Source organism: Vibrio syngnathi, assembly GCF_002119525.1.
GTDB lineage: Bacteria > Pseudomonadota > Gammaproteobacteria > Enterobacterales > Vibrionaceae > Vibrio > Vibrio syngnathi.
In genome coordinates, this window is record NZ_CP017916.1 from 484,337 (window position 1) to 507,436 (window position 23,100).

Here is a 23,100-nt window from a genome sequence, read left to right on the forward strand (position 1 = left end):
TATGGTGAAAATAATGGCTGATAAAGAAAAGCTTTCGGCACTCATGGATGGTGAAACGATCGATAAAGCTCTCATAGTAGATCTCGAATCTGATCAAGAAAGCATGGATACCTGGCAGAGTTACCATTTAATTGGTGATGTTATGCGTGGGGATGCGCCAGAAACTCCAGAGTGGAACATTGCTAACAGTGTAGCGGCAGCACTTGATGATGAGCCTGCGCATGGTTCAATGTCGAACCTGCACCAAGTGAATGTTGAACCTATTGTTGCTCCGATTGAAGAGCAGCCTAAACCTCAGCAAGCGAAGCGTCAGCTTCCTGCGTGGTTACAACAATTTGGACAAGTTGCCGTTGCAGCCTGTGTTTCTCTAGCTGTTGTGTTAGGTGTTCAACAATATGGTGGCAGTGACCCAGCAGCACCAGAACAGCTGCCTGTGCTACAAACGATCCCATTTGCGGGTTCTGCGGAGCCAGTAAGTTTAACGCGTGACTCTGTTGAGAAGCCTGTATCTGAAGCTAACATGCAAGAGCAACGCAAACGCGTTCATGCATTGTTAGAAGATTATGAGCTACAACTAAGATTAAACAGTGATGCATCGCCAATGAAAGATGCACACCTAGAATCGGATATTGAATGAAGAAAATCCTGGTCAGTGCACTGACACTGTTCAGCTTGATGTCTCCAACAGCCTTTGCAGAGGAAACCACTGCAAAGGCCTTGTTGCATCAAATGAACGAGGCCAGTCAGCATCTAAATTACGAACTCTCCTACATATTGATAAAGAAGAGCAGTATTGAACCTCTGCTTTATCGTCATGCAGTTAACGACGACCAACAACTTGCACACCTTGTTTATCTAAGCGGCCCTGTTCGTGAGGTTATTCGACGTGGTAATGAAGTTAGCTACATCGAACCGGGTACAGAGCCATTTACTATTCAGTCTGGCAGCATGGTTGCACCTGTCATTCCGATGATTAATCGAGATATCGACTCTCTCAACCAATACTACGATTTTGTAAAAGTTGGGCGCTCTCGTGAGGCGGGCAGTACTACACAAGTATTACGCGTCGTGCCGAAAGACGGTCTTCGATACTCTTACGTGGTTTGGGTCGACGAGAAAACTAACCTTCCTTTGCGTGCCGACCTTTTAGATCGTGATGGCGAAGTGCTTGAGCAGTACCGCACTATCTCTTACGTAGTGAACGATAAGATTGCAGAAGCAATGAGCGGCTTGAATCAAGCTAAATTGCCGAAGGTTTTGTCATTGCCAGAAGGCTTGGTGAGTGAGACCGACTGGCAAGCTTCGTGGGTACCTGAAGGATTTAAATCGAAAGAACTCAGCCGTTACCAAATGGCTGCGACCGAAAAAATGGTTGAAAGTCAGCTTTTCAGTGATGGGTTATTTAGCTTTTCGGTTTATATCGCCGATAAAGATGAACATTCATTGAAAGGACAACTGGTACGCCAAGGGCGAAGAACCTTGCACAGCTTAGTGATTGGCGACAAAGAAATCTCTGTGGTTGGTGATATTCCGCCAGCAACGGCTAAGCGTATCGCTCAATCTGTCTCGTTCAATAAATCGGCACCTGCGCAATGATGACTGCGTTGGCGACCGTTAGCTCAGTCGAACAAAAAGGTAAGCAATATTTTGTTCAACTGAGCTGCGAACAACAAACTAGTTGCAGCAGCTGCTCATCTCAAAAAAGCTGCGGAACGGGTATTGTTACCAAGGCTGTTGGCAATAAATCCTTGTTTTGGCAGCTTAAAACCCAAAGCCTAGTCAAAGCTGGCCAGATCGTAGAAATTGGCTTTCCAGAAAAAAGCTTACTTCAGTCTGCGGCTATTGTTTATCTTATCCCGCTTTTCATGTTGATGGTTGGTGCTGGTTTTGGACAACTCTTGTTACAACCCTTACTCCAAGGGGGCGAGGGCATTGTTATCTTAACTGCAGCGCTGTTTACTGCTGGTGGTATTGGTTTGGCGAAGCGCTTAGCTAAACCAATGGAAGACAAATCCAAGCAAGAAGTTGTCTTGATTAGAATCCTAGGCAAGTCTCTCATCTAATTTATGATGCTTATTGCCCTTAAATTGGGTAGAATCTGCCAACTTGATTGAAATGCCGTACCAATGCTGACTGTAGATTGGACGCGTTACGGCTTTCTTATTATCCCTATTCAAAGAGTTTAGTCACACCAAGCCTATGAAGCACATTCGTAATTTTTCGATTATCGCCCACATCGACCACGGTAAGTCGACCCTTTCTGACCGCTTAATCCAAGTTTGTGGAGGGTTAAGTGAACGTGAGATGGCAGCTCAAGTCCTCGATTCTATGGATATAGAACGCGAGCGTGGTATTACAATTAAAGCGCAGAGTGTGACTTTAGATTATAAAGCTAAAGATGGTGAAACTTATCAACTTAACTTTATCGATACCCCTGGACACGTAGACTTCTCTTACGAAGTATCTCGCTCTCTAGCCGCTTGTGAAGGTGCGCTTCTAGTAGTAGATGCTGGCCAAGGTGTTGAAGCTCAAACTCTAGCAAACTGTTACACCGCGATCGAAATGGAACTGGAAGTCGTGCCAATCTTGAACAAGATTGACTTACCTGCTGCTGAACCTGAGCGTGTTGCTGAAGAAATCGAAGAGATCGTTGGTATCGATGCGATGGAAGCGACGCGTTGTTCTGCAAAAACCGGTATCGGTGTTGATGACGTTCTTGAAAACATCGTAACGGCTATCCCGCCACCGGAAGGTGATCCAGAAGCGCCACTACAAGCTCTGATCATTGACTCTTGGTTCGATAACTACTTAGGCGTTGTTTCTTTGGTTCGTATCAAGAACGGTAAGCTGAAGAAGAACGACAAGATTAAAGTAATGTCGACAGACCAAGTTTGGGGTGTTGACCGTCTAGGTATCTTCACACCTAAGCAAATCGACACAACTGAGCTAAATACTGGCGAAGTTGGCTGGGTTGTTTGTGGTATTAAAGACATCCTTGGCGCACCTGTTGGTGATACGTTGACGCTTGCAAAAGGCGGCAGCACAGAACGTCTACCTGGTTTCCAAAAAGTGAAGCCTCAGGTATACGCAGGTCTATTCCCAGTATCGTCTGATGACTACGAAAACTTCCGTGACGCACTAGGCAAACTAAGCCTGAACGATGCATCACTGTTTTACGAACCAGAAAGTTCAGCAGCACTTGGCTTTGGTTTCCGTTGTGGCTTCTTAGGAATGCTTCACATGGAGATCATCCAAGAGCGTTTAGAGCGTGAATACGACCTAGACCTGATCACAACGGCACCTACCGTAGTGTACGAAGTTGTAAAAACGGATGGCACAATTCTTTATGTTGATAGCCCGGCTAAACTGCCAGCTATTAATGACTTAGAAGAAATTCGTGAACCGATTGCTCGTTGTAATATCCTGGTACCTTCAGACTACCTAGGCAACGTAATCACACTGTGTGTTGAGAAGCGTGGCGTACAAGTCGACATGGTTTACCACGGTAACCAAGTTGCTGTGACGTACGATCTTCCTATGGCTGAAGTGGTTCTAGATTTCTTCGACCGTCTGAAGTCAACGTCTCGCGGTTACGCATCATTGGATTACAACTTCCAACGCTACGAAGCATCAAACATGGTACGTGTTGACGTATTGCTTAATGGCGAAACGGTTGATGCACTGGCGATTATTACGCACAAAGACATTGCTCAGTCTCGTGGTCGTCTATTGGTTGAGAAGATGAAAGAATTCATCCCTCGTCAAATGTTTGATATCGCGATTCAAGCAGCGATTGGTAACCACATCATTGCTCGTTCTACAGTGAAACAACTGCGTAAGAACGTAATCGCAAAATGTTACGGTGGTGATATCAGTCGTAAGAAGAAACTTCTTAAGAAACAAAAAGAAGGTAAGAAGCGTATGAAGCAGATCGGTAACGTTGAACTGCCTCAAGAAGCATTCTTAGCAATCCTTCACGTTGGTAAAGATTAACTTTCTCCAGCAGTAAACGAATAATTGAAAGTGAAAGGGTTATACTCTTTCACTTTCGTTATTTTTAAAGAAATGAAATTTAAGGGATATCAATGGCTAATACATTTTCGCTTATCTTAGTGATCGTAACTCTAGTGACCGGCATTGTATGGGCGTTGGAAAAGTTTGTGTGGGCGAAGAAGCGCCAACAAAAACTGGCTGACGTTGAAGCACAGTCGAATGGCCTAGACGCTGCAACCAGCGCAAAAGTTACGGCTCAGCCTTGGTGGGTTGAGAACAGTGTGTCCATTTTCCCTGTAATTACATTTGTTTTGGTTTTGCGTTCATTTATTTATGAACCGTTTCAAATTCCATCTGGCTCGATGATGCCAACACTATTGGTTGGTGATTTCATCTTGGTAGAAAAGTACGCTTATGGTCTAAAAGACCCGGTATGGCGCACTCAATTGGTAGAAACAGGCAAACCAGAACGTGGTGATTCAATCGTATTTAAGTACCCACCTCAGCCTAATATCGACTACATCAAGCGTGTCGTAGGTATGCCAGGCGACACCATTCGCTACAGCTCTCGTAAAGAGATCTGTATTCAGGCGAAGGGTACAAGTAGCTGTGACCCAGTGAAACTAAGTAATGTTGAAGAAAGCCAATTTATTCAAGATGGTGTGCCTCTGATTCAGCTGAATGAACAGCTTGGAGACGTAGAACATCAGATTTTAGTTAACCCATTACGCCGTGATCGTGTGCAAGCGTATCAGCCTCGCAATGGTGTTAACGAATGGGTCGTTCCAGAAGGCCAGTACTTTGTGATGGGTGATAACCGTGACAACAGTGCTGACAGCCGTTACTGGGGCTTTGTCCCTGAAGCAAACCTTGTTGGTAAGGCCGTTGCTATTTGGATCAGCTTCGAATTCGAACGCGGTTCAGACAGCGTACTTCCAACATGGATTCCTACTGGTGTGCGTTTTAATCGCATCGGTGGGATTCACTAATCGATCACATAACACATCGAGAGAGCATGAATTCTCCAATTGATAAACTAGAGAGAAAGATTGGCTATCAGTTTAATGATGCCGATCTTATCCATTTGGCACTGACTCACCGCAGTGCCGCAGGTAAACATAACGAACGTCTTGAGTTTCTGGGCGATTCAATTTTAAGTTTTGTTATCGCTGATGATCTTTACCACCGTTTCCCTAAGGTAAACGAAGGTGATATGAGCCGCATGCGCGCAACATTAGTACGTGGTCATACATTGGCAGAACTAGGTCGTGAATTCGAACTAGGAGATTACTTAAAATTAGGTCCAGGTGAGTTGAAGAGTGGCGGTTTCCGTCGTGATTCTATTCTAGCGGATGCGGTTGAAGCGATCATCGGCGCTGTCTATTTAGATAGTGATACCGAGGTTGTTCGCCGTATTATTTTAAGCTGGTACCAATCTCGCCTAGAGTCTATTCAGCCTGGTGTATCTCAAAAAGATCCAAAAACTCGCTTACAAGAGTTTTTGCAAGGTCGAAGAAATCCCCTGCCTGTCTACACAGTGACTAATATTAAAGGTGAAGCACACAACCAAGAGTTTACGGTTGAGTGTGAAGTGGCAGGTGTGGATAAACCTGTTATCGGTAAAGGCACTAGCCGCCGCAAGGCAGAACAAGCGGCTGCTGAAACAGCATTAGAGCAACTAAGCAATGTCTGATAACAATCAAGATTTCGATATCGATGCATTCTTTTCATCTGATAGCAAAAAAACGGGCCTACCGGAAAACCAACACTGTGGCTTCATCGCTATCGTGGGTCGACCAAACGTAGGTAAATCGACGCTTTTGAACCATATTTTGGGTCAGAAAATCTCGATCACATCACGTAAACCTCAGACGACACGCCACCGTATTATGGGCGTAGAAACTGAAGGCGATTACCAAGCGATCTACGTTGATACTCCTGGACTTCACATCGAAGAAAAGCGTGCAATCAACCGTTTGATGAACCGTGCGGCGAACAGCTCACTGAGCGATGTGAACCTAGTATTTTTCCTTGTTGACGGTACTCACTGGACTGACGACGATGAGATGGTACTGAACAAGCTGAGAAAAACAGATTTCCCAGTAGTCCTTTGTATTAACAAAGTAGACAACGTTCAAGACCGTACTGACGTTATGCAACACATGATGGAAGTGTCTAAGAAGATGGACTTCCTTGATGTTGTGCCAATCTCGGCGAAGCAAGGTAAGAATATCGATGTACTGCGTAAGCACGTTCGTAATTCTTTACCAAAAGCGACGCACCACTTCCCTGAAGAGTACGTAACGGATCGCTCACAGCGCTTTATGGCCTCTGAAATCATCCGTGAAAAACTGATGCGATTCACAGGCGAAGAGCTACCTTACTCAGTAACGGTTGAAATCGAGCGTTTCGATTACAACCCAGATAATGATGGCTTCCACATCAATGCTTTGATTCTTGTTGAACGTACCGGTCAGAAGAAGATGGTGATTGGTAAAGCGGGCGAGAAGATCAAAACGATTGGTCGTGAAGCTCGTATCGACATGGAAGAACTATTCGGTCGTAAGGTTTACCTAGAGACTTGGGTTAAAGTTAAGTCTGGTTGGGCTGACGATGAGCGTGCACTTCGCTCGTTAGGCTACATCGACGATCTATAATATATTGAACGTCACTTTCTGATATTAAGAAAGTTGAATTGAATATAAATACAAGAGAGAGTGCGAACTCTCTCTTTTTGTATCTGTAAGAAGGGTAAGTGATTGAGCGAAGGGTTACAGCGATGCTTTGTGTTGCACCGTCGACCATACAGTGAGTCGAGCCTGATTCTGGACGTCTTCAGTGAAGAGTACGGTCGGGTGACGTTGATGTCTAAAGGTGCGCGGAGTAAGCGTTCTAATTTGAAAGGTGCATTGCAACCTTTTACGCCTCTGCTGCTGAAGTGGTCTGGCAATGGTTCAATGAAAACGTTGCGCCAAGCTGAACCGATCAGCTTGGGGCTTCCTCTTGCCGGTATCAATCTGTATTCAGCAATGTACGTTAATGAATTAGTTGGGCGAGTGTTGATGGCCGAAGTGGCCATGCCTGCATTTTTTCACGACTATCTTCATGCCTTAACAGAGCTAGCTCATAATGAGAACCCTGAGCCAGCGCTACGTCGTTTTGAATTGGCTCTACTTTCGGCTATGGGGTATGGCGTCGACTTTTTGCATTGCGCAGGTACTGGTGAAGCGATCGATCCAAGTATGACTTATCGCTATCGAGAGCAGAAAGGTTTCATCGCTTCTGTACGTCGAGATAACCTGACATTTATGGGCGATGAACTTATCGCAATTAGCGAACGTAGGTTTATCACTAAAGAGCAGTTAAAAGCAGCAAAACGCTTTACACGCATAGCCTTAAAGCCGTATCTTGGCGGCAAACCATTAAAAAGTAGAGAGCTATTTATGCCAACAATAGCCCTCTCTAGAGCACGGAGTATTGGAAAATGAGCTCAATCCTTTTAGGCGTTAATATCGACCATATTGCTACACTACGTAATGCACGTGGTACTAAATACCCAGATCCAGTACACGCAGCTGAAATTGCTGAACGTGCGGGTGCTGACGGCATTACCATTCACCTGCGTGAAGATCGCCGTCATATTGTTGATCGCGATGTACGTATTCTTGCTGAAACTATCCAGACTCGCATGAACTTAGAGATGGCCGTGACGGACGAGATGGTTCAAATCGCACTCGATACTAATCCTGAATTCGTTTGCCTAGTTCCAGAAAAGCGTGAAGAGCTGACGACGGAAGGTGGCTTGGACGTGGTTGGTCAACTTGAAAAGATCAAAGCGGCGACGGAAAAATTGTCGGCTGCGGGTATCAAAGTCTCTCTGTTTATCGATGCAGATCGTGAGCAAATCGATGCAGCAAAAGCATGTGGCGCACCGTTCATTGAGCTTCATACTGGTCATTACGCTGATGCGAAAACAGAAGAAGATCAGCAAGATGAGCTTAAAAAGATTGCTGCAGGCGCAAGCTACGCAGACGATCTTGGTATCACAGTCAATGCGGGTCATGGTCTGACGTATCACAACGTTGCGCCGATTGCGGCACTTCCTGAGATTTACGAGTTGAACATTGGTCACTCGATCATGGGACGCGCAGTGTTTGATGGTTTGAATAAAGCCGTTGCAGACATGAAAGCCGTGATGGAAACAGCACGCAACAACGCTTAGTTCTTTAACTCGTCATTCATTTAGTTGTAAGCGTTAAGCGGTTAATCAGTAGAATCGAAAAAGTTAATAGATAGAAGTTGGTAGTAGGGTAAACATGGCTGTTGTTGGATTAGGTACAGATATCGCAGAAATTGAACGTGTTGAAAAGGCATTATCACGAAGTGGTGAGGCTTTCGCTCAGCGTATTTTGACGGATTCTGAATTTGAAGTGTTTCAACAACTGAAGCAAAAAGGGCGTTACCTTGCAAAGCGTTTTGCTGCTAAAGAAGCAGCGTCTAAAGCGTTAGGTACGGGGATTGCTCTTGGTGTGACCTTCCACGACTTCGAGATTTCAAACGATGAACATGGCAAGCCAGTTCTAAGCTTGCATAAAAAAGCGCGTGAAATCGCAGAGGCAAATGGCACAACATCGATTCATCTGACTATCTCGGATGAGCGCCACTACGCCGTGGCAACTGTGTTACTCGAATCGTAAACAGATTATCGCTACTTTATACCAATCGTAGTAAATAACTGGTCACCCTAGCTTGTTAAAACGCTCGATAACTGCGTTATAATTTTTTATTGTAGAATAACTACTTATCGAAACTATTTATTGAAAAGAGCTGCCTTGTTCTCAAGCCTTTTCCCTGCTCTATTTCTGAACACTTACTTACTGTGATTGGTATTATATCTAGCACCCTAGGTTTTAGACAGAAAAAAGCAGAGCTCATGAGCTCTGCTTTTTTATTGGCTGGTAAACCATTTAATGAATATTTGTGAGTAAGAAATATTCGCTAGGTCTTGTCTGGTTTCAAATAATGAATCGCGGTTGCTTGAACCTTATCTAATTCATCCTGAAGTTCAAAAAGCTCCGGTTCAATGTCTTCAACAGAAGAGCCTGAACGAAGTTCTTTCTCTATCGTTGCACATACCGACTTAAGCCTTGGTACACCACTGTATGAGCTGCTGCCATGCATTTTGTGGATGATGTGGGTCAGCGCTTCAATGGGGTAGTCACTGTCTTCTATCGCCTTGTCTGCTGCCTCATAAACCTCAGGAATAAAATCTACGAGCATTTGCAGCATATCGCGTGCGAGGTCTTCTTTATTGGCGGCTTGTTTCAAAGCGGCTTGCCAATCAATGATGATGTTCTTGTGCTCGCTAGCTTCAACTTCTGAAACAGAGCTGTGGTCGATTTCAGCAGAGACCGCCGGGTGATCTGGGTCTATTTTATCAATGTGTTCAATCTCAGAGGTAGGGCTCCAATGAATAAGAACCTGTTGTAATACATGCTCTTCAATGGGTTTCGTTAGGTAGTCATCCATACCTGCTTCAAGTAGTCGGTCACGTTCCCCCATCATTGCATGCGCAGTAACGGCAATCACTGGCGTGTTTGCATTGTTCGCCAACGCCTTAATTTTTTGGCAAGCGGTCACGCCGTCCATCTGCGGCATTTGAATATCCATGAAAATGACATCAAATGGAGTCTCTGTCGCTTTGTCGATAGCTTTCTGACCACTGGTACAACTGATAACTGTCTCTACGCGCTCTTTTAGCAGCGCAGTAATCAGTTTAAGGTTGGCAGGGTTATCATCAACCGCCAATACCGTAAGCGGTAGCTTCTCTTCTGAGTGTGTTTCAATCGCGGGTGCAATTAAGGTTGGAGCTTGATTCGATACCAAAGTTTGCAGTAACTTCTTGCGAGAGAGAGGCTTAGTAATGCACTGAACATCGACCTCTTTCATCAATTGCTCACCCAACGCTAGCTCGGTACTTGGTGTACCAATAATCACGTTTTGAGCGATCTTCTTCGCGCCAATCGCCCAACCACTCACGGTATCAAATTGATACTCTTGGTTCGCGGCTAAGTTAAGTAGAACGTAGTCATACGAGGTAGATTCGTCAGGCATAACCGAACGGTACGTTACCACTAAGCCTTCTTGGGTTAGGATCTGCTGAGTAATTGATGCCGCTTGCATGTTTGGCTCGATAAGCAGCAGTTGCTTGTCTTGCAGGCACTGAGTCTCTATTAGTTCTGTCATCGGCATATCGGTAGTCGATAGTCTCAGGGTGAACCAGAAGGTGGAGCCTTGGTGAAGACGACTGGTTAGGCTGATCTCTCCGCCCATTTGGCTGACCAGTTTTTGGGTGATGACCAGACCTAAGCCTGTACCACCATAACGACGAGAGATACTCGCATCGGCTTGACTGAAAGCTTGGAAAAGTTGTGCTTGTTGGCGCTCTGAGATACCAATACCCGTGTCTCGAACCATAAACTGCAGCTCAATGCTGTCTTCGCTTTGTGAACGCAGCTCAACGCTGATATCAATGTTGCCACGCTCGGTAAACTTGATCGAGTTACCCACGAGGTTAGTCAGGATTTGTTGGATACGCAGTGGATCACCAACAACGCCTGGTGGTACTTTCGGGTCGATCTTAAGCGTAAGCTCAAGGCCTTTCTCATGGGCATTAGTGGCTTGAAGGTTAACCACCTCTTCTAGGCTCGATTGGAACTCAAATGGAATGTTTTCTAGAGCGAGCTTGCCGGCTTCAAGTTTCGAGAAGTCCAAGATATCGTTGATGATGCTGAGTAGGTTATTAGCCGAGCGTTCAATGGTTTGTAAGTAGTCGGTTTGACTGTTCGATAGGTGGGTCTTGAGCATCTGGCGAGTAAAGCCAATCACACCATTAAGCGGTGTTCTAAGCTCGTGAGACATATTTGCCAAGAACTCAGATTTAACACGAGCTGCTTCTTGAGCGCGTTTTTTCGCAATGTCTAACTCAACGTTTTGAATCTCTAATTGCTCTAGGGTTTCACGCAGATCAGATGTTGCTTGGTCGATACTGTGCTGCATCTCGACGTGATATTCTGATAGCGAGACCGCCATCGCGTTGATACCGTTTTTCAGTGAGTCTAGCTCACCGTGCATTTTGCCTTCGATACGCACATCGAGATGACCACGACGAATTCTGTCGACCATGTTTTTCATATGCGTGATCGGTTGGGTGACGTCATGCATTAAACGGAAGGCAAATACGCCCGATAAACCAAGCCCAAGAATTAATACTAAGAACGCAGAGAACACTTCTTGATACTGCTGCAATCGAAGTGACGACAAGTCTAACTCTATCGCAATGTAGCCGATCGCTTGGTTTGCTTGAGACTGGCCATTAGCTGAGTTGATGTATTGGCCTTCGGCAATGATAGGCGTCCGCAGGATCAACGTATTGTCGAGTAGATCCGATGAGCTTAAATGCGGAATCGGTTTATCTTTCGGATAGGTCAGGCTTTCAAAATCAGGGTGGAAGTTTGATGTTACAAACAACTCATGACGTTCATCAAACACCGCAATACTGCGCACTAGCTTAGAATTTTTTCGATGCGCATAGCTAATCAGCTGACGAACAGACTCTCGACTTTCGAGCTTCATGCCAGACTCACTCGCAATTGCTAGTGGTTCAATGATGCTAGTACCAGTGTTAACCACTTGACCCTCAAGGTCTTGATAGCGGTTAAATGAGAAAAATGCACTCAATAGCAGCCCAATAATCAGGGTTGGAGCTAGAGTTAAGGTAATTACACGGGCTCTTAAGCCATATCTGGTCATGTTCTTTAATTACATCGAGGTCTGGATATGGGAAAATAACGCACACAATGGCGGTTAAGTGAACGGTAAGCTTAATCAAAGCCGTGACGTTCGACAATGATTCCAAGACAGAATAGTGAGTCCTGGATACCAATTACTTATTAAAAGATACATTAGGCACAAGCAATGGCACGTTTTTTCCAACCAAAAAAGAAAACTCAACTCGAGACCAAGCATCAATCGGTTTTGGTTGAACGAATGGATCACAATGGCGCTGGCATCGCTTATCAGAAGAACAAACCCGTTTTCATTGATGGCGCATTGCCCGGTGAGAAGGTGGTTATTCAACTTACTGAGAGCAAAAGTAAGTTTTCGCGAGCAAAACTCATCAAATTACTTCAACCGAGTGAACTGCGTTTAAAGCCATTTTGTAAGCACTTTAATCAGTGTGGTGGCTGCCATCTTCAGCATCTCGGTTACTCATCTCAGGTTGAGCATAAATCACAATCTTTGACGCACCTGATGAGCAAATACCAAACGGCTAACACCGAAGTTGTTGAACCGATTGTGGGTGATGAAACTGGCTATCGTCGTCGCGCGCGTATCAGTCTATTTGTTGATAAGAAGACACAGCAGCTTCAGTTTGGTTTCCGTAAGAAACAAAGTAAACAGATTGAAAACATCACCGACTGCGCGGTGCTTGACCCTCGCCTTAATGTACTGCTGCCAAAACTGAAAAGTTTACTGAATACTTTCAGCAACCTTACGTCTTTAGGACACGTTGAATTAGTGATTGGGGATACTGGCCCTGTTATGGTGCTGCGTCACCTTAAGCCTTTGGTTGAAAAAGATGAGCAATCTTTGATTGAGTTGGCTCATGCAGAAGGCGCTACGCTGTACTCGATGCCAGAAACCGATAAGTTGGTTCGTTTGGTCGGGGACGCACCAGCTTATAGCGAAACCGGTGTGACCTTACCTTTTGAGCCAAACCACTTTATACAAGTGAACCAGAAAGTGAACCAGCAGATGGTTGCTCAAGCGATTGAGTGGTTAGAGCCTCAAGCGGATGAACGTGTGCTTGACCTGTTTTGTGGGCTAGGCAATTTCAGTTTGCCTATCGCACAACAATCGGCGTTTGTCGTTGGTGTGGAAGGTGTTGATGAAATGGTTCAACAAGCAACATCTAATGCGGCGTTAAACCAATTAAGCAATACGGAGTTTTACCAAGCGAACCTCGAAGAAGATTTATCTTCACAGCTTTGGGCAAAAGAGAAATTCGATAAAGTATTACTTGACCCAGCACGCGCTGGAGCGAGTGGGATCGTAGATCAAATTTCAGCGTTAGGAGCGAAGCGTGTGGTTTATGTTTCGTGTAATCCTGCTACTCTAGCGAGAGATTCTGAGAGTTTAGAAAAACAAGGCTATCAATTAGCCAAACTTGGTATGTTGGATATGTTCCCCCATACCAGTCATCTAGAATCGATGGCTCTCTTTATCAAGGCTTAGAAGCCCTTAAATAAGGCTTAAAAATGTATTACAAAGGTGCAGGGAAGCCTGCGCTGATATCAATATGAGTCGAACTAACTTGGAATCAGTTAGTCATATTGAATTGGGTATAAAACATAATAACTAGGAAGGCATGATGGTTGCGGTACGAAGCGCACATTTAAACCCAAGCGAACAGTTTGAGCTAGAAAGTTGGATTGCGTCATTGAATCAAGACGTAAAAACCTCGAATAAACTGACCAAAGTTTATCGTCACTGTGAAGAGCTATTAAAAGATCACGAGCAAGCGTCGCTCCTGCTTTGGCGTGGACGCGAGATGATCGAAATCTTGGTTACATTGTCGATGGACCGTGCCACTTTAATTGCTGCACAACTTTTCCCTGTCGTTTCAAGCGGCGTTTTTGAGCGTGAAGCGTTTGAAGAATGCTACGGCAAAGAAACCGTAAAGCTGATTGATGGCGTTGAAGAAATGGCGGCGTTAGGCCAGCTCAACGTGACCCTTGAAGGCAGTGCTGCCTCGGGTCAAGTTGATAACGTTCGTCGTATGCTACTGGCGATGGTCGACGACTTCCGCTGCGTTGTGATCAAGCTAGCAGAACGAATTTGCAACCTCATAGAAGTGAAAAAAGCCCCTGATGCTGTGCGCCGTGCGGCAGCAAAAGAGTGTGCCAACATCTATGCGCCTCTTGCAAACCGTTTAGGTATTGGTCAGTTAAAGTGGGAAATTGAAGATTACGCTTTCCGCTACCAACAACCCGATACCTACAAGCAAATTGCCAAACAGTTGTCAGAGCGCCGTATCGTACGCGAACAATACATCACTGACTTTGTTGATGATCTCACGTCCGAAATGAAACGTTCAAGCATCAATGCTGAAGTCAGCGGGCGTCCCAAACATATCTACAGTATCTGGCGTAAAATGCAGAAAAAAGGCTTGGAGTTTGATGAGCTTTTTGACGTGCGTGCCGTACGTATTATCGCAGACCAACTGCAAGACTGTTATGCCGGCTTAGGTGTGGTTCACACCAAATACAAACATCTACCCAGTGAATTTGATGACTACGTGGCGAATCCTAAGCCAAATGGTTATCAGTCGATTCATACCGTAGTTCTTGGCCCTGAAGGCAAGACCATTGAAATTCAGATTCGAACCAAGCAGATGCATGAAGACTCTGAATTGGGCGTTGCTGCGCACTGGAAATACAAAGAAGGTGCATCTAGCGGCGTACGCAGTGGCTACGATGAGAAAATCACTTGGTTGCGTAAGCTTATCGACTGGCAAGAAGAGATGTCGGATTCTGGCGAAATGCTGGATGAAGTACGTAGCCAAGTCTTTGATGACCGTGTCTATGCCTTTACACCACGCGGTGATGTGGTCGATTTACCAATGGGTGCAACGCCGTTGGATTTTGCTTACCACATCCACTCGATGGTTGGACACCGTTGTATCGGTGCCAAAGTCGCAGGTCGAATCGTTCCGTTTACTCATAAGTTGGCGATGGGCGATCAAGTTGAGATCATTACTCAAAAAGAACCGAATCCATCACGTGATTGGTTGAATCCGACCACAGGCTTTGTTCATTCAAGTCGAGCTCGAGCAAAAATTAACGCTTGGTTCCGTGCTCAGAGTCGTGAGAAAAACCTAGAAGCTGGGCGAGACATCCTAGAAATCGAGCTAGGCAGAGTCGGTGCAACACTGAAAGATGCCGAGCAATACGCGCTGAAACGATTCAACGTCAATACACCTGATGAATTGTATGCAGGTATTGGTAGCGGTGATTTGCGTATTAACCAAGTGGTTAATCACATCAATGCTCTGGTCAATAAGCCGACGGCTGAAGAAGAAGACAAGAAAGCGCTCGAGAAGTTGCTTGAGTCGGACAATAAGCCTGCGCATCAGAGCCGTCCGAAAAAGGATGCCGTCGTCGTTGAAGGTGTGGATAACCTAATGACCCACTTGGCTCGTTGTTGTCAGCCTATCCCAGGCGATGTGATCAAAGGTTACATTACTCAAGGGCGTGGTATCTCAGTACACCGTAGCGATTGTGAGCAGTTAAGTGAGCTTAACCTACATGCACCCGAACGTATCATTGATACGGTGTGGGGCGATGGTTTTGTAGGCTCGTATATCTTAACGCTGCGTGTAGAGGCGCTAGAACGTACCGGCTTGTTGAAAGACATAACATCCCTGTTCTTGAACGAAAAAGTCAGTGTGACGACAATGAAGAGCCGTATTGACTATAAACGTCAATTGTCGGTGATGGATTTTGATTTGGAAGTGACCAATATTGAAATTCTGAGTCGCGTGACAAGCCGAGTAGAGCAAATCAAAGATGTCATGAGCGTAAAACGCCTAGGCTAGTTTTTACGTCGTACTTGGCCTTCTCACTGTGTTAACTGCACTATACTCGCTTCATCACATAGACAAGCTATGCTCAGAAGTCTCGTAAGTTTGTTGCCTTGTTAGAAGAGCCAATTACTTAGTAAAACAAAAATAGTTGTCATTCCCTACAGTGAGGGATGAACGTGATAGGGAATCTCGCCAAGCGATTTGATATCCCCAACTAGCTCATTCTTCGCTCTTGAGGATGACGGAAATAATAGAAAGGTGAGTGGTTTTGGCTGCTCACCTTTTTTAGTTCTAGTATCTTTTAGTCTGAGTACTTATTAGTTTTAGTGAAGCTTTAAATTTAAAAATCAAAGACAGTGAATAGGAATAAAACGATGAATCACCCGATTGAACAACTTGAACAGATCATGACTAAGCTGCGCGATCCTGAAGGTGGCTGTCCTTGGGATTTGAAACAAAATTTTGAAACCATTGTGCCGCATACGATCGAAGAAACGTATGAGGTGGTGGACGCGATTCACAACAAAGATTGGCCAAACTTACAAGAAGAGTTAGGCGACCTGTTGTTTCAGGTGATCTTCTACAGTCAATTAGCAAAAGAACAGGGCTTGTTTGAGTTCTCTGATGTGGTCGACGGTATTAATGAGAAACTGACGCGCCGTCATCCACATGTATTTTCTGATACCGAGTTTGCCAGTGATGAAGAAATTAATGCTAACTGGGAAGCTGAAAAAGCCAAAGAAAAAGCACAGGCAGGCAAAACTCAAGAAAGTATTCTAGACTCAATACCAAACTCTCTACCTGCACTTTCGCGTGCTACAAAAATTCAAAAGCAAGTCGCGAAATTTGGCTTTGATTGGGACTCTATTGGTCCAGTCGCAGATAAGGTTTTAGAGGAAGTTGATGAGGTGCTAGAAGAAGCGCTTCAAGTAACGCCAAACGAAGATTTAGTTGAAGAAGAACTGGGTGATTTGTTGTTTGCTACCGTCAATTTAGTGCGACATTTGGGTAAAAATCCAGAAACGGCTCTCAATAAAGCCAATCTGAAATTTTCACGCCGCTTTAAAGGTGTGGAACAAAAAGTTCGTCAGCAAGATAAAATTTTGACCGACTTTTCTCTACAACAGCTTGATTCCATATGGGATGAAGTCAAAGTGGCGGAGAAAAGATCATCAAAGCTTTTATCATGAATTGATTTGAAGCAAAAAATAAAAAATAGCAGTGTGATAGATTTCACGTTGTGGCGATAAGGGGCTTCTGGTATATTTTCATCCCGTCCAGAAGTAATCCATTTCCCTCATTCAACCAATTTCAGGTTAAACATGACGACAAATTACATTTTTGTTACTGGCGGGGTTGTATCCTCTCTAGGTAAAGGTATTGCAGCAGCATCTCTTGCGGCTATTTTAGAAGCTCGTGGTCTTAAAGTGACTATGATGAAGCTTGACCCTTACATCAACGTTGATCCAGGCACAATGAGCCCGACTCAACACGGTGAAGTGTTCGTTACGGAAGATGGCGCTGAAACTGACCTTGACCTTGGTCACTACGAGCGATTCATTCGCACCAAGATGACTAAGCGTAACAACTTCACTGCAGGTCGTGTTTACTCAGACGTACTCGCTAAAGAGCGTCGCGGTGATTACCTAGGTGCAACTATTCAGGTTATCCCGCACATCACTAACTCTATCAAAGAACGTGTAATTTCTGGCGCAGCTGGCCACGATATCGCGCTTGTTGAAGTTGGTGGTACGGTTGGTGATATCGAATCTCTACCATTCATGGAAGCGATTCGTCAGCTAGCAGTAGAGCTAGGCCGTGAACGCGCAATGTTCATGCACCTTACTCTAGTGCCATACCTAGCAGCTGCGGGCGAAGTGAAAACTAAGCCAACGCAACACTCTGTAAAAGAGCTGCTGTCTATTGGTATTCAGCCAGACATCCTAGTTTGTCGTTCAGACCGCAACATTCCTTCGAACGAGCGTAAGAAAATTGCTCTGTTCTGTAATGTGCAAGAAAATGCAGTTATTTCTATGCGCGATGTTGACTCTATCTACAAGATCCCTCAGCTTATTAAAGCTCAAGGCACTGATGAACTTGTATGTAAGCGTTTCGGCATCACAGCTCCAGAAGCAGACCTGTCTGAATGGGAACAAGTAATTTACGAAGAAGCTAACCCAACGGGTGAAGTGACGATTGGTATGGTTGGTAAGTACATTGAACTACCAGACGCATACAAATCAGTAAATGAAGCGCTAAAACACGCGGGCTTGAAAAATCGCCTAAGCGTGAATATTAAATACGTAGATTCACAAGATGTTGAGTCTCGTGGCGTAGAAGTTTTAGAAGGCCTAGACGCAATCCTAGTTCCTGGTGGCTTTGGTGATCGTGGTGTTGAAGGTAAGATTCTTGCTGCTCAATACGCTCGTGAAAACAAAGTACCGTACTTAGGTATCTGTCTAGGTATGCAAGTAGCACTTATCGAGTACGCTCGTAACGTTGCGAAAATGGAAGGGGCACACTCTTCTGAATTCTGTACTGAAACTAAGTACCCAGTTGTTGGTCTTATCACTGAGTGGACTGATGGCGAAGGTAAAGTTGAAGAGCGTACAGAAACATCTGACCTTGGCGGTACAATGCGTCTTGGTTCACAGCTTTGTCACCTAGCTAAAGGGACAAAAGCTTACGAATTATACGGTAGCGCGACGATCCATGAACGTCACCGTCACCGTTACGAAGTGAACAACAATCTTCGTCCACAAATTGAAAAAGCGGGCCTAAAAGTATCGGGTCTATCTGCGGACAAGAAACTGGTTGAAGTTATTGAGAACCCGAACCACCCATGGTTTGTTGCTGCTCAATTCCACCCAGAGTTCACTTCAACACCTCGCGATGGTCACCCATTGTTTGCAGGTTTCGTTAAAGCAGCTGGCGAGTTCCAGCGCGGCGAATTAGAGAAGTAAAAAGGAATACAGGTAGCTGCGTAAGTTGTGCTGCTACCTTTTAAATTTGACATTTATATATTCAACGAGAAGGAAACATTCAATGTCTAAGATCGTTAAAGTTCTAGGTCGTGAAATCATCGATTCACGTGGTAACCCAACTGTAGAAGCTGAAGTACACCTAGAAGGCGGTTTCGTAGGTATGGCTGCTGCTCCATCTGGCGCATCTACTGGTTCTCGCGAAGCTCTTGAGCTACGTGACGGCGACAAATCACGTTTCCTAGGTAAAGGTGTTCTTAAAGCTATTGAAGCTGTAAACGGCCCAATCGCTGAAGCTCTAGTAGGTTCTGACGCTAAAGCACAAGCTGACGTTGACCAAATCATGCTTGACCTAGACGGTACTGAAAACAAGTCTAAGTTCGGTGCGAACGCTATCCTAGCTGTATCTCTAGCGAACGCAAAAGCTGCTGCTGCTGCGAAAGGCATGCCTCTTTACGAGCACATTGCTGAGCTAAACGGTACTGCAGGTCAATTCTCTATGCCTCTACCAATGATGAACATCATCAACGGTGGCGAGCACGCAGATAACAACGTTGACATCCAAGAGTTCATGATCCAACCAGTTGGCGCTAAGACTCTTAAAGAAGGTCTACGTATCGGCGCTGAAGTATTCCACAACCTAGCTAAAGTTCTTAAGTCTAAAGGCTACAGCACTGCAGTTGGTGATGAAGGTGGTTTCGCTCCTAACCTTAAGTCTAACGCTGAAGCTCTAGAAGTTATCGCAGAAGCTGTTGCAGCTGCTGGTTACGAACTAGGTAAAGACGTTACTCTTGCTATGGACTGTGCAGCATCTGAGTTCTTCGACAAAGAAGCTGGTATCTACAACATGAAGGGCGAAGGTAAAACTTTCACTTCTGAAGAGTTCAACCACTACCTAGCTGACCTAGCGAACAACTTCCCAATCGTTTCTATCGAAGACGGTCTTGACGAGTCAGATTGGGATGGCTTCAAGCACCAAACTGAACTTCTAGGCGACAAGCTTCAAATCGTTGGTGACGATCTGTTCGTTACAAACACTAAGATTCTTGCTGAAGGTATCGAGAAAGGCGTAGCTAACTCTATCCTTATCAAGTTCAACCAAATCGGTTCTCTAACAGAGACTCTAGCTGCTATCAAGATGGCTAAAGACGCTGGCTACACTGCAGTAATCTCTCACCGTTCTGGCGAAACTGAAGATGCAACTATCGCTGATCTAGCGGTAGGTACAGCTGCAGGTCAAATCAAAACTGGTTCTATGAGCCGTTCTGACCGTGTTGCTAAGTACAACCAACTTATCCGTATCGAAGAAGCTCTAGGTTCTAAAGCTCCTTTCAACGGTCTTAAAGAAGTTAAAGGTCAATAATTCCTAGCGAATTATTAATCTAAGCTTTTTAAATGCCTCGCTTATGCGGGGCATTTTTTTGTCTGTAGAAAATGACGGGAAGAAGCTCTAGGTTCTAAAACTCCTCCTTTTTACAACGAAAGCGGTCTTAAAGAAGTTAAAGGTCAGCACTTTCTTCAAGACTTAAAGCCTCGCGAATTATTAGCTTAAAGCTTTTGAAAACGCTCTACTTCGGTAGGGCGTTTTTTTTGCCTCAAATTCGTCATTCCCTAGACTGACGGAGGAAGGCATAGGGAATCTCTTGCTTACGTTAATCGTGATAGATTCCCAACTCAGTCGTTCCTCCTTCTTGGGAATGACGTGGTTAGATGTCGTTGGTCAATGTGTGTCGTTTTCTCTTTTGCAGGTATTGGTTTATCTAATTCATGACTCCCTAGGCTGACGAAGGAGGGAGTCGGGACTCTCACCACAGGTTTCGCATAACAATAATTCCCCGACTTATTGATTCCCTGACACCACATATCTCGCACCAATAAGCTCATTATGGTATATATGTGCCTTATTCTAGTTCCTTCTTTTTCAACCGGCGAAAGGTGTTATGCGAATTTTTGCTTTAGTACTGCTCATAGTGTTTGGCTGGCTACAACACACACTGTGGCTCGGTAAAAATGGTATTTCTGATTACTACGGTGTGAACAACGAAATCCAAGTTCAGCAGCAAGTAAACGAAAAGCTCCATCTTCGTAACGCAGAGATGTTTGCGGAAATCGACGATCTACGCCAAGGCTTAGACGCGATAGAAGAGCGCGCACGTCATGAGCTTGGAATGGTAAAAGAAGGCGAAACGTTTTTTCGCATCATTGGTGAGGAATCCCATTAATGTCGACTCAACTTCAAAGTGTGATTGCCGTTGTACCTGCAGCGGGCGTCGGCAGCCGAATGAAAGCAGACCGCCCTAAGCAATATCTTAAGATTAACGGCAAAACGATTTTAGAGCACACCATTGAGAAATTACTGTCGCATCCACAAGTCTCTCAAATTATCGTTGCGATCAGCGATGATGACCCCTATTACCCGGAGTTAGCACTCAACCAGAATCCAAAAGTGGTCAGAGTGTCTGGCGGAAGCGAACGAGCGGACTCGGTACTCTCTGCGCTAAACTATATCGCTGAGCAGAAGCTTAGCGATTGGGTAATGGTTCACGATGCGGCAAGACCTTGTGTTCAACTCAGTGATATCGACAAGCTAATTTCCGGCGCGATGAGCCATGAGGTAGGGGCTATTTTAGCTGCGCCTGTTCGCGATACGATGAAGCGAGGTGCCCAAGGGCAGGTTGAGCATACCGTTGATCGAGCCGATTTATGGCACGCCCTTACACCACAAATGTTTCGAACTAAGCCTTTACGTAACGCATTGAGTCAGGCGTTAGAGCAAGGTGTTTCAATTACCGATGAAGCGTCTGCGTTTGAGTGGAAAGGTTTATCACCAGCCTTAATAGCGGGGCGTTCAGATAATTTTAAGATTACTCAGCCTGAAGATTTAGCTTTGGCTGAGTTTTATTTAAGTCAGAATAAGGAATAATGATGATTCGTATTGGTCACGGCTTTGATGTACATAAGTTTGGTGGTGAAGGTCCGGTAATTATAGGTGGCGTTAGAGTCCCTTATGAGCAGGGGCTTATCGCACACTCAGATGGTGATGTTGCCCTTCATGCGTTGTGTGATGCTTTATTAGGTGCGATTGCTGCCGGTGATATTGGTCGTCATTTCCCCGATACCGATGATGAGTGGAAAGGCGCGGATAGCCGTGAACTGCTAAAAGATGTTTATCGTCGAGTAAAAGAACAAGGCTACGTGATTGGTAATGCGGATATTACTATCATGGCGCAAGCTCCAAAGATGGCGCCTCATATAGACTCTATGTGCCACGCTATCGCACAAGATTTAGATACCAGCATTAGCAATGTGAATGTAAAAGCGACGACAACTGAGCGTTTAGGTTTTACAGGTCGCAAAGAGGGCATCGCATGTGAAGCGGTGGTCCTAATTACTAAAAGTGCGTAAGCACCAACACGAAAAGAACAGCATGTCAGATATTTTATCTTCATTGGCTTATCTAAACGGTAAACCAACTGCGAAAGCAAAACTAAAAGCAAAAGCCGAACACTTTGTCGTTAATGAAGACCTAGGTTTTGAGTTCACTGGTGAAGGCGAACACCTTATGGTTCGTATTCGCAAAACGGGTGAGAACACGAGCTTTGTAGCAAACGAGCTGGCTAAAGCGTGTGGTGTTAAGTCGAAAGACGTGAGCTGGGCTGGCTTGAAAGACCGTCATGCTGTGACAGAACAGTGGTTGAGCGTGCATCTACCAAAAGGTGAACCTGATTTTTCTGCTTTTCTTGCACAATACCCAAGCATTGAGATTTTGGCGACAGCACGCCACAACAAAAAGTTACGTCCAGGCGATTTAGTTGGCAACCAATTCGAGCTAACTTTGTCTGAAGTAACGGACTGTGAGGATGTGGTAAAGCGTTTGGAAAAAGTTGCTCAAGTGGGCGTGCCAAATTATTTTGGTGCTCAGAGGTTTGGTAATGAAGGTAACAACTTATCTGAAGCTCGTCGTTGGGGGCGTGAAAACGTTCGTACGCGTAATCAAAATAAGCGCAGCTTGTATCTCTCTGCTGCTCGTTCTTGGATCTACAACTTAATCCTTTCTGATCGTATTGAGCAAGATGCGTTTGCGTCGGCATTGGTTGGCGATATCGTCGTTAAAGACGGCGCGCAATTAGCGGTGACGGCAGACAATATCGAAACCGTAAATCAAGACATCGTGAACGGTTCTGCGTTTATTACCGTTGCTTTAGCTGGAGATAATGCGTTACCGACGACTGATGTATCTCAAGCTCTAGAGCAGAAACACCTTGATGCTGAACCGGATCTAATGGCGCTTATTTGTGGTAACCGTATGCGCCATGATCGCCGTGAAGCGTCGCTGAAGCCGATGGGCTTAGCGTGGGAAGTAAACGAAGACAATGTCACTCTTAAATTCTCTCTGGATGCAGGCTGTTTCGCAACCGCTATCGTTCGTGAGCTAGTTGAAGAAGTACACGTAGAAAGAACCTACGAGCAATAATGATT

The 23,100-nt window shown here is 45.0% G+C and carries 20 protein-coding genes; 19 read left to right on the plus strand and 1 reads right to left on the minus strand.

The genetic code is table 11. From position 1 onward, the window contains the following. Nucleotides 1–13 precede the first annotated feature (13 nt). The 10 genes from K08M4_RS02430 (at nucleotide 14) to acpS (ending at nucleotide 8,690) form a co-directional block, all read left to right on the plus strand. Nucleotides 14–637, plus strand: a complete 624-nt coding sequence (locus tag K08M4_RS02430) for an RseA family anti-sigma factor (protein WP_198299305.1) — start codon at nucleotides 14–16, stop codon at nucleotides 635–637. Then, the gene (gene rseB / locus K08M4_RS02435) at nucleotides 634–1,596 is read left to right on the plus strand and encodes a sigma-E factor regulatory protein RseB (protein WP_086048740.1); all 963 of its coding nucleotides are present in this window, start codon (nucleotides 634–636) and stop codon (nucleotides 1,594–1,596) included. Before K08M4_RS02430 ends, rseB begins: the two co-directional genes overlap by 4 nt. Then, entirely contained in the window at nucleotides 1,593–2,063 is a 471-nt protein-coding gene (locus K08M4_RS02440) for a SoxR reducing system RseC family protein (RefSeq protein ID WP_009847654.1), read from the plus strand. Before rseB ends, K08M4_RS02440 begins: the two co-directional genes overlap by 4 nt. Nucleotides 2,064–2,199: 136 nt before the next feature. Further along, entirely contained in the window at nucleotides 2,200–3,993 is a 1,794-nt protein-coding gene (gene lepA / locus K08M4_RS02445) for a translation elongation factor 4 (protein WP_009847653.1), read from the plus strand. A 92-nt stretch (nucleotides 3,994–4,085) separates the two neighbouring features. Beyond that, a complete protein-coding gene (gene lepB / locus K08M4_RS02450; RefSeq protein WP_086048741.1) occupies nucleotides 4,086–4,982 on the plus strand; it encodes a signal peptidase I in 897 nt (298 codons plus the stop codon). A gap of 26 nt (nucleotides 4,983–5,008) precedes the next feature. Continuing rightward, complete coding sequence (gene rnc, locus K08M4_RS02455) at nucleotides 5,009–5,686, plus strand: ribonuclease III (protein ID WP_004735383.1); 678 nt, start codon at nucleotides 5,009–5,011, stop codon at nucleotides 5,684–5,686. Then, nucleotides 5,679–6,650, plus strand: a complete 972-nt coding sequence (era, locus tag K08M4_RS02460; protein ID WP_004735384.1) for a GTPase Era — start codon at nucleotides 5,679–5,681, stop codon at nucleotides 6,648–6,650. Before rnc ends, era begins: the two co-directional genes overlap by 8 nt. A 102-nt stretch (nucleotides 6,651–6,752) precedes the next feature. Further along, nucleotides 6,753–7,481 (plus strand): DNA repair protein RecO, encoded by a 729-nt coding sequence (gene recO, locus K08M4_RS02465; RefSeq protein ID WP_012604785.1) that lies wholly within the window; start codon nucleotides 6,753–6,755, stop codon nucleotides 7,479–7,481. Next, entirely contained in the window at nucleotides 7,478–8,215 is a 738-nt protein-coding gene (gene pdxJ / locus K08M4_RS02470; protein ID WP_009847651.1) for a pyridoxine 5'-phosphate synthase, read from the plus strand. Before recO ends, pdxJ begins: the two co-directional genes overlap by 4 nt. A 94-nt stretch (nucleotides 8,216–8,309) precedes the next feature. Continuing rightward, nucleotides 8,310–8,690 (plus strand): holo-ACP synthase, encoded by a 381-nt coding sequence (acpS, locus tag K08M4_RS02475; RefSeq protein ID WP_086048742.1) that lies wholly within the window; start codon nucleotides 8,310–8,312, stop codon nucleotides 8,688–8,690. 301 nt (nucleotides 8,691–8,991) lie between these two features. Here acpS and barA read toward each other — a convergent pair whose 3' ends face one another. Then, nucleotides 8,992–11,805 (minus strand): two-component sensor histidine kinase BarA, encoded by a 2,814-nt coding sequence (barA, locus tag K08M4_RS02480; RefSeq protein WP_086048743.1) that lies wholly within the window; start codon nucleotides 11,803–11,805, stop codon nucleotides 8,992–8,994. Nucleotides 11,806–11,970: 165 nt separating this feature from the next. On the opposite strand from barA, the gene rlmD reads away from it, so the two are divergent. The 9 genes from rlmD (at nucleotide 11,971) to truD (ending at nucleotide 23,095) form a co-directional block, all read left to right on the plus strand. After that, nucleotides 11,971–13,290, plus strand: a complete 1,320-nt coding sequence (gene rlmD, locus K08M4_RS02490) for a 23S rRNA (uracil(1939)-C(5))-methyltransferase RlmD (RefSeq protein WP_086048744.1) — start codon at nucleotides 11,971–11,973, stop codon at nucleotides 13,288–13,290. Nucleotides 13,291–13,426: 136 nt separating this feature from the next. Then, nucleotides 13,427–15,652, plus strand: coding sequence for a GTP diphosphokinase (relA, locus tag K08M4_RS02495; protein ID WP_086048745.1), 2,226 nt, complete (start codon nucleotides 13,427–13,429; stop codon nucleotides 15,650–15,652). 362 nt (nucleotides 15,653–16,014) lie between these two features. Continuing rightward, complete coding sequence (gene mazG, locus K08M4_RS02500; RefSeq protein WP_029223072.1) at nucleotides 16,015–16,830, plus strand: nucleoside triphosphate pyrophosphohydrolase; 816 nt, start codon at nucleotides 16,015–16,017, stop codon at nucleotides 16,828–16,830. 132 nt (nucleotides 16,831–16,962) lie between these two features. Beyond that, the gene (gene pyrG / locus K08M4_RS02505; protein ID WP_012604779.1) at nucleotides 16,963–18,603 is read left to right on the plus strand and encodes a CTP synthase; all 1,641 of its coding nucleotides are present in this window, start codon (nucleotides 16,963–16,965) and stop codon (nucleotides 18,601–18,603) included. 82 nt (nucleotides 18,604–18,685) lie between these two features. Further along, on the plus strand, nucleotides 18,686–19,984 hold the full coding sequence (gene eno / locus K08M4_RS02510) for a phosphopyruvate hydratase (RefSeq protein ID WP_086048746.1): 1,299 nt from the start codon (nucleotides 18,686–18,688) through the stop codon (nucleotides 19,982–19,984). Between the two features lie 577 nt (nucleotides 19,985–20,561). Next, complete coding sequence (ftsB, locus tag K08M4_RS02515; RefSeq protein ID WP_012604777.1) at nucleotides 20,562–20,843, plus strand: cell division protein FtsB; 282 nt, start codon at nucleotides 20,562–20,564, stop codon at nucleotides 20,841–20,843. Next, nucleotides 20,843–21,544, plus strand: coding sequence for a 2-C-methyl-D-erythritol 4-phosphate cytidylyltransferase (gene ispD, locus K08M4_RS02520; protein ID WP_086048747.1), 702 nt, complete (start codon nucleotides 20,843–20,845; stop codon nucleotides 21,542–21,544). The genes ftsB and ispD overlap by 1 nt, the downstream gene beginning before the upstream one ends. Before the next feature lie 2 nt (nucleotides 21,545–21,546). Then, entirely contained in the window at nucleotides 21,547–22,026 is a 480-nt protein-coding gene (ispF, locus tag K08M4_RS02525) for a 2-C-methyl-D-erythritol 2,4-cyclodiphosphate synthase (protein WP_086048748.1), read from the plus strand. A gap of 22 nt (nucleotides 22,027–22,048) precedes the next feature. Then, nucleotides 22,049–23,095 (plus strand): tRNA pseudouridine(13) synthase TruD, encoded by a 1,047-nt coding sequence (gene truD / locus K08M4_RS02530; RefSeq protein ID WP_086048749.1) that lies wholly within the window; start codon nucleotides 22,049–22,051, stop codon nucleotides 23,093–23,095. Nucleotides 23,096–23,100: the final 5 nt, after the last annotated feature.

Bases quoted from the DNA above. Each gene is read 5' to 3' on its own strand.
- K08M4_RS02430 (WP_198299305.1), top strand. From the start codon at position 14: ATGGCTGATAAAGAAAAGCTTTCGGCACTCATGGATGGTGAAACGATC.
- rseB (WP_086048740.1), top strand. From the start codon at position 634: ATGAAGAAAATCCTGGTCAGTGCACTGACACTGTTCAGCTTGATGTCT.
- K08M4_RS02440 (WP_009847654.1), top strand. From the start codon at position 1,593: ATGATGACTGCGTTGGCGACCGTTAGCTCAGTCGAACAAAAAGGTAAG.
- lepA (WP_009847653.1), top strand. From the start codon at position 2,200: ATGAAGCACATTCGTAATTTTTCGATTATCGCCCACATCGACCACGGT.
- lepB (WP_086048741.1), top strand. From the start codon at position 4,086: ATGGCTAATACATTTTCGCTTATCTTAGTGATCGTAACTCTAGTGACC.
- rnc (WP_004735383.1), top strand. From the start codon at position 5,009: ATGAATTCTCCAATTGATAAACTAGAGAGAAAGATTGGCTATCAGTTT.
- era (WP_004735384.1), top strand. From the start codon at position 5,679: ATGTCTGATAACAATCAAGATTTCGATATCGATGCATTCTTTTCATCT.
- pdxJ (WP_009847651.1), top strand. From the start codon at position 7,478: ATGAGCTCAATCCTTTTAGGCGTTAATATCGACCATATTGCTACACTA.
- acpS (WP_086048742.1), top strand. From the start codon at position 8,310: ATGGCTGTTGTTGGATTAGGTACAGATATCGCAGAAATTGAACGTGTT.
- barA (WP_086048743.1), bottom strand. From the start codon at position 11,805: ATGACCAGATATGGCTTAAGAGCCCGTGTAATTACCTTAACTCTAGCT.
- rlmD (WP_086048744.1), top strand. From the start codon at position 11,971: ATGGCACGTTTTTTCCAACCAAAAAAGAAAACTCAACTCGAGACCAAG.
- relA (WP_086048745.1), top strand. From the start codon at position 13,427: ATGGTTGCGGTACGAAGCGCACATTTAAACCCAAGCGAACAGTTTGAG.
- mazG (WP_029223072.1), top strand. From the start codon at position 16,015: ATGAATCACCCGATTGAACAACTTGAACAGATCATGACTAAGCTGCGC.
- pyrG (WP_012604779.1), top strand. From the start codon at position 16,963: ATGACGACAAATTACATTTTTGTTACTGGCGGGGTTGTATCCTCTCTA.
- eno (WP_086048746.1), top strand. From the start codon at position 18,686: ATGTCTAAGATCGTTAAAGTTCTAGGTCGTGAAATCATCGATTCACGT.
- ftsB (WP_012604777.1), top strand. From the start codon at position 20,562: ATGCGAATTTTTGCTTTAGTACTGCTCATAGTGTTTGGCTGGCTACAA.
- ispD (WP_086048747.1), top strand. From the start codon at position 20,843: ATGTCGACTCAACTTCAAAGTGTGATTGCCGTTGTACCTGCAGCGGGC.
- ispF (WP_086048748.1), top strand. From the start codon at position 21,547: ATGATTCGTATTGGTCACGGCTTTGATGTACATAAGTTTGGTGGTGAA.
- truD (WP_086048749.1), top strand. From the start codon at position 22,049: ATGTCAGATATTTTATCTTCATTGGCTTATCTAAACGGTAAACCAACT.